General features: G+C 55.0%; 5 protein-coding genes. 4 read left to right on the plus strand and 1 reads right to left on the minus strand.

Features of this window, described 5'->3' with window-relative positions:
* Nucleotides 1-87 precede the first annotated feature (87 nt).
* The 4 genes from H5U36_08635 to H5U36_08650 all read left to right on the plus strand — a co-directional run bounded on the left by H5U36_08635 (nt 88) and on the right by H5U36_08650 (nt 4,335).
* Nucleotides 88-1,563: an FGGY-family carbohydrate kinase gene (locus tag H5U36_08635; GenBank protein ID MBC7218182.1), complete on the plus strand. Its 1,476-nt coding sequence runs from the start codon at nt 88-90 to the stop codon at nt 1,561-1,563.
* Entirely contained in the window at nt 1,532-1,804 is a 273-nt protein-coding gene (locus H5U36_08640; GenBank protein ID MBC7218183.1) for a CopG family transcriptional regulator, read from the plus strand. The genes H5U36_08635 and H5U36_08640 overlap by 32 nt, the downstream gene beginning before the upstream one ends.
* Before the next feature lie 76 nt (nt 1,805-1,880).
* Nucleotides 1,881-3,197, plus strand: a complete 1,317-nt coding sequence (locus H5U36_08645) for a deoxyribodipyrimidine photo-lyase (protein MBC7218184.1) — start codon at nt 1,881-1,883, stop codon at nt 3,195-3,197.
* Nucleotides 3,184-4,335, plus strand: a complete 1,152-nt coding sequence (locus H5U36_08650) for an aldo/keto reductase (protein ID MBC7218185.1) — start codon at nt 3,184-3,186, stop codon at nt 4,333-4,335. The genes H5U36_08645 and H5U36_08650 overlap by 14 nt, the downstream gene beginning before the upstream one ends.
* On the opposite strand, the gene H5U36_08655 is transcribed toward H5U36_08650, so the two are convergent.
* Entirely contained in the window at nt 4,332-5,174 is an 843-nt protein-coding gene (locus H5U36_08655) for a hypothetical protein (protein ID MBC7218186.1), read from the minus strand. The two genes, H5U36_08650 and H5U36_08655, sit on opposite strands and share 4 nt — an antisense overlap.
* Nucleotides 5,175-5,296 lie beyond the last annotated feature (122 nt).

A 5,296-nucleotide genomic window follows, 5' to 3' on the forward strand; every position in this document is an offset into this window, starting at 1 on the left:
TCTCTGCGGGCTCTGCATCGAGAAATGCCCCACCCGCTGCATTGTTCGAGTGGGGGAACGAATGGCCCTCCTTGAGGTGAAAGGGTGATGCCTCTCCTTTTGGGCATCGATATTGGCACGACGAACACCAAACTCAAGGTCTACGATGAAGAAGGGAACGGGCTCTCGGAAAAGAGCTTTTCCACACCCCCTTTTTCCGACTCCCACGGTCCGTACTACGACGCAGGAGAACTCCTCACCACTCTCTGTGAAGCCATTTCCGGTTTTCCAGAACGCATCCGAAAGGGGATTGCCGCCCTCAGCGTTTCAAGCTTTGCCGAGGTCATGGTAGGGCTTGACGAAAAGGGGGACCCCATCACCCGGTGTATTCCCTGGTACGATGAGCGGACCAAAGAGGAAGCCGAGAGCGTTCCTCTTGACCCTGCCTTCGTGTACGAAACCACAGGTCTTTCCCCCCACCACAAGTACTCCCTCTACAAGCTCCTCTGGCACCGCCGCCATGAACCAGAAATCTTCCACAAGGTGCGCTTCTTCACTTCAATGTCAGGGTTTGTCCTCTTTGCCCTGAGCGGGGTTTTATCCTTCGACTACTCCCTCGCCTCCCGGACCATGCTCTTTGACCAGCGCAATCGCACCTGGTCCCCGAAGCTCCTCGAGGTAGCGGGGGTAGAAGAAGGGCAACTTGCTCCCCTTATGCCTTCTGGAATTCCCCTGGGGCGGATAAGAGAAAAGGCTGCCCAATCCTGTGGTCTCTCTCCGGATGTCCTTGTGGTCACCGGGGGACACGACCATCCCTGCGCTGCCCTGGCAAGCGGTGTTTTCCAGAGAGGATGGGGACTCATCTCCACCGGAACAACCGAGTCCCTCATGGTTCCCTTAGAGAGTGTCCCCTCTTTCCCAGACACAAGAGCCGGGAAACCCTTCTCCTTTGGGCACCACGTTGTCTTCCCCCTCTACTACGCCATGGGGGGCATCTACAGCGGGGGTTACGCCGTCGACTGGGTGCTCCGAATCCTTGGGGAGTCGTACGATCGCTTCGATGACCTCTCCCTTTTCCCTGACCGGAACACCCCCTTCTTCTTCCCATACCTTCTCGGTGGGGAGTACGAAGAAGCCAAAGGAGCCCTTCTGAACCTTTCGGGGGAAACGAAACGAGAAGATTTCCTTCAAGCGGTGCTCTTGGGTCTCTGCGCCGAGTACCGGACAATCTGGGAACGAATGGAAAGAGAGCTCTCCTACAACGTAACCCAAGCGGTGAACGTCGGTGGGGGTGTCAAAAATCGGGCCTGGATGCGCCTCAAGGCGACGTTCCTCAAGCGTTCTATCATCGTCCCAAAGGAAAAAGAGGGGAGTTGCCAGGGCGCAGCCCTCCTTGCCGGCATCGGGAGCGGAGTGTACAAAAGCCCCGAGGAAGCCTTTACCCGGACATTCCGGGTGGAATCGACCTTCGAACCGGTGCGGGAACTTGAGAAAGAGGTCGAACGCTGGTTCAACATCTTTCAGGACCTTCGGGAGGTTCTCAGGAAAGCCAATGTGCGCATTGCCCAAGGAAGGGAAAAATAGGGTTGGGGTCATCGGCATCATCGTCACCGACCGGGAGAAGCAGGCTGAACGGGTGAACGAAATCCTGGGAGAATTCGGAGACATCATCATTGGCCGCATGGGCATTCCCTACCGGGAACGGAATATCTCCGTTATCGCCCTCATTGTCGATGGTGACACCGACACCCTTGGAGCCCTGACCGGACGCTTAGGGAAAATCCCCGGAGTCCGGGTGAAATCGGCCCTTGTGTCGACTGAATGACGTGGTTGAGAGAGAACGTATCCACGAGATTCCTGCCGGACCAATCCGACAAAACGGTACTTTCGTCCTCTACTGGATGCAGGCATCGCAGCGAGCCGAGTGGAACCACGCCTTAGAGTATGCGATTTTTTGGGCCAACGAGCTTAAGAAACCCCTCCTTGCCTTTTTCGGACTCACCGAATCTTTCCCCGAGGCAAATTCACGTCATTTCCGTTTCCTCCTTGAAGGACTCAGGGAAACCGAGGCAAAGCTCTCCAGACGAGGAATCCAAATGATAGCCATTCATGGTGACCCTTGCGAAGGAGTCCTTCGTTTCTCCAAGGAAGCAGCCCTTGTGGTGACCGACTATGGGTACCTGCGAATCCAAAGAGAATGGCGGCAAAAGGTGGCGGAAGTTCTCCCCTGCGCTCTTGTGGCAGTCGAAAGCGACGTCATCGTTCCCGTTTCCCTTGCCCTCCCTCGCGAGGCCTATAGCGCCCGAATTCTCCGACCTGCACTCCGAAAGCGCCTTTCTCGTTTTCTCACCCCTCTCCAGGAAAACCCTCTCCACTTTCCATCTCTTTCTCTCCCCAAGCCCTTCGACGCCTTAGACCTCTCCCAGCCTGAACACATCCTGTCTTCTCTTCGTACCGAATCCATTCCCCCGGTGCGCTTCAAGCAAGGTGGTACCGAAAGGGCAAAAGAGAGGCTCAGGGAATTCATAGAAGGAAAACTCTCTACTTATGCCTTTTCCCGAAACGACCCGGGAGTGGACGGGCTCTCGGGCATGAGCCCTTACCTCCACTTTGGGCAGATTTCTCCCCTCTTCATTGCCCTTGAGGTCTTGAGAGCCGAGGTCCCCGAAACCCACAAGGAAACTTACCTTGAGGAACTCATCGTTCGACGGGAGCTCTCGATGAACTTCACCTTCTACAACTCCCAGTACGATTCCTTTGCCGCACTCCCCCGCTGGGCTCAAGAAACGCTCAGGAAGCACCGGAACGACCCCCGACCGTACACGTACACCCTGGAGGAACTCGAGAACGCAAGAACCCACGATCCCCTCTGGAATGCGGCACAAAAGGAACTCCTCCTCTCAGGCACAATCCACGGCTACGTCCGCATGTACTGGGGGAAGAAAATCCTTGAGTGGAGTAAGGACCCTGAAGAGGCTTTCGTCGCCGCCTGCTACCTCAACAACAAGTACGCCCTTGATGGCCGCGACCCGAACAGTTTCGCCGGCATCGCCTGGTGCTTCGGCAAGCACGACCGACCCTTCCGGGAGCGCCCGGTGTACGGAAAGGTCCGTCCGATGACCAGGGGAGCTCCGTCTTCTGCCTCGAAAAAGGCGTACATTGAGCGGGTGGAGAAGCTCGCAAACCTTCTTGGAGGTGAAAAGAGTGCGCTACCGTAAATTTGGACCCCTCGACTTTGAGGTCTCTGTTCTTGGTTTCGGAGCCATGCGCCTTCCTCTCCGCAACCCTGCTGATGAGAGTGCCGTGGATGTCGAGAGAGCCATTGCCATGATTCGCTACGCTATCGACCAGGGAGTCAACTACATCGACACCGCCTATCCTTACCACAGAGGGGTAAGCGAGGTCGTTGTGGGCTTGGCGCTACAGGATGGGTATCGGGAGAGGGTAAAAGTAGCGACCAAGCTCCCCATCTGGCTCATTACCGATGCGAAGGACCCGGAAAAGTACCTGAGAGAGCAGCTCAGTCGCCTCAAGACCGACCACATCGACTTCTACCTCCTCCATGCCCTTGACCGAAACCGCTGGGAAACTGTTCTGAAGTTCCGAGTCCTTGAGTGGGCCGAGAAAGCAAGAGAAAAAGGAGACATAGGGTACCTTGGGTTCTCCTTTCATGATGACCTTCCTACCTTCCAGCGTATCGTCGATGCGTACCCCTGGACCCTCTGTCAGATCCAGTACAACTACCTTGATGTGGACTTCCAGGCGGGCCGAGAGGGTCTCCGCTACGCTGCCGCAAAGGGCCTTGCCGTGGTCATCATGGAACCCCTCAAAGGGGGACAGCTCGCCCGTCTTCCCGAAAAAGCACGGATGCTTCTTGCTTCCCTGAACCCCGAAAGAACACCTGCCGCCTGGGCATTCCTCTGGCTCTGGAACCAGAAAGAAGTCACCACCGTCCTAAGTGGCATGAGCACCATGGAGGAACTCGAGGAAAACCTCAGGACTGCCTCCTTAGCCCACGAAGGATGCCTCCGCGAAGAAGAGCTCAGAGCACTCGAGGAGGTCCGCGCCCTTCTCAAGGGCACCGCTCCAATTCCCTGCACAACCTGCCACTACTGCCTTCCCTGTCCCCAAGGTGTTGCCATTCCCACGCTCTTTGGTCTCTACAACCAGGTATTCCAGTTCGGGGACCATGAGGGAGCCAAAAGAACGTACTTTGGTTTCCTGAAGGAATCAGAGCGTCCAGGAAACTGCACAGAGTGTGGCCTTTGCGAAGAGAGGTGCCCGCAGCACATTCCAATCCGGGAATGGTTGCAAAGGGTTAAAGGGTTTTTCGAGAATGGGAGAGAAAACTCTTAGGGAATTTCTTCCCAATCCGCAACGTACACGTAGTAGTTAGGGATGAAACCAAAGTACTCCCGTCGGTAGACAAGGTAAATTGTCGCCTTGTAGTGCCGGGAGGGAGCAAAGACCGAGAGATCCCCACCTCGTACTCCAGCAACGTGGTAGAAGGGCCCGGATCGGGTCATTCCAGCAACTTCAAGAATATCTCCAAGCGCACGGGGTGGGGCAAGAATTTCAACCTCCCGTATCTCTGGAGGCATGAGAACTCCAAAGGTCCCAAGGTGCACCACCTCTTCCTCTCCAGAAAGGCGGTATTCTGCAGGATGCATTTTCTGGAAACGTTCAAGCTCTTCTTTGAGAAAGGCAATCTTTTCCTCCCTGTCCTTGTGCTCACTCTCGGTATACCGCTTGATTTCCGACGCAATGGCAAAGATTGTGGCTTTGATGAGATCACGACGTAACCCAAATTCCTCGAGATTGCCAAAGGGCATCACGGGATTCCTCACCGAAAGGTGAGAGTACGCCTCAAGATGGAGATCTTCCACAAGGTCGAAGACGAACTCTTCTCCTTCAGGGAGGACCTCCGAACAGGGATCGGGAACTTTGCGGAAAAAGGTCACAACGTAGTGAGAGGTTTCCCCTGTTGGGGAAATCTCAGCGACAATATCATCTTTCGTGGTACATCCTCCCGAAGGAATTCGGATGCGAATCGTTCCTTCCTTTACCGAGAGACTGGAGAGCACGAGGATTCCGGTTTCCTGAGGGGTATACGCATACTGCTCCGCGAAAGCCCAAAACCCTCCAAATCCCATACAGAGAATGGCTATCAGGAAACAATACCACCAGAAGGACAATGTCATCGCCTCCCTTTCCTCATTCTACATCACTAATACAAAATTTTTACCTCCCCTTTACACTCTTCCTCACCGAAAAAGTTCTTAGTGTTCTCTCTGAGAAAAAGGCGCTGGAGTCATCA

Origin of the sequence: Candidatus Caldatribacterium sp., assembly GCA_014359405.1 — a bacterium.
In the GTDB taxonomy this organism is placed as follows: domain Bacteria; phylum Atribacterota; class Atribacteria; order Atribacterales; family Caldatribacteriaceae; genus Caldatribacterium; species Caldatribacterium oleiphilum.

Coding starts and splice junctions, on each gene's coding strand:
- H5U36_08635 (MBC7218182.1), top strand. CDS start 88: ATGCCTCTCCTTTTGGGCATCGATATTGGCACGACGAACACCAAACTC.
- H5U36_08640 (MBC7218183.1), top strand. CDS start 1,532: ATGTGCGCATTGCCCAAGGAAGGGAAAAATAGGGTTGGGGTCATCGGC.
- H5U36_08645 (MBC7218184.1), top strand. CDS start 1,881: ATGCAGGCATCGCAGCGAGCCGAGTGGAACCACGCCTTAGAGTATGCG.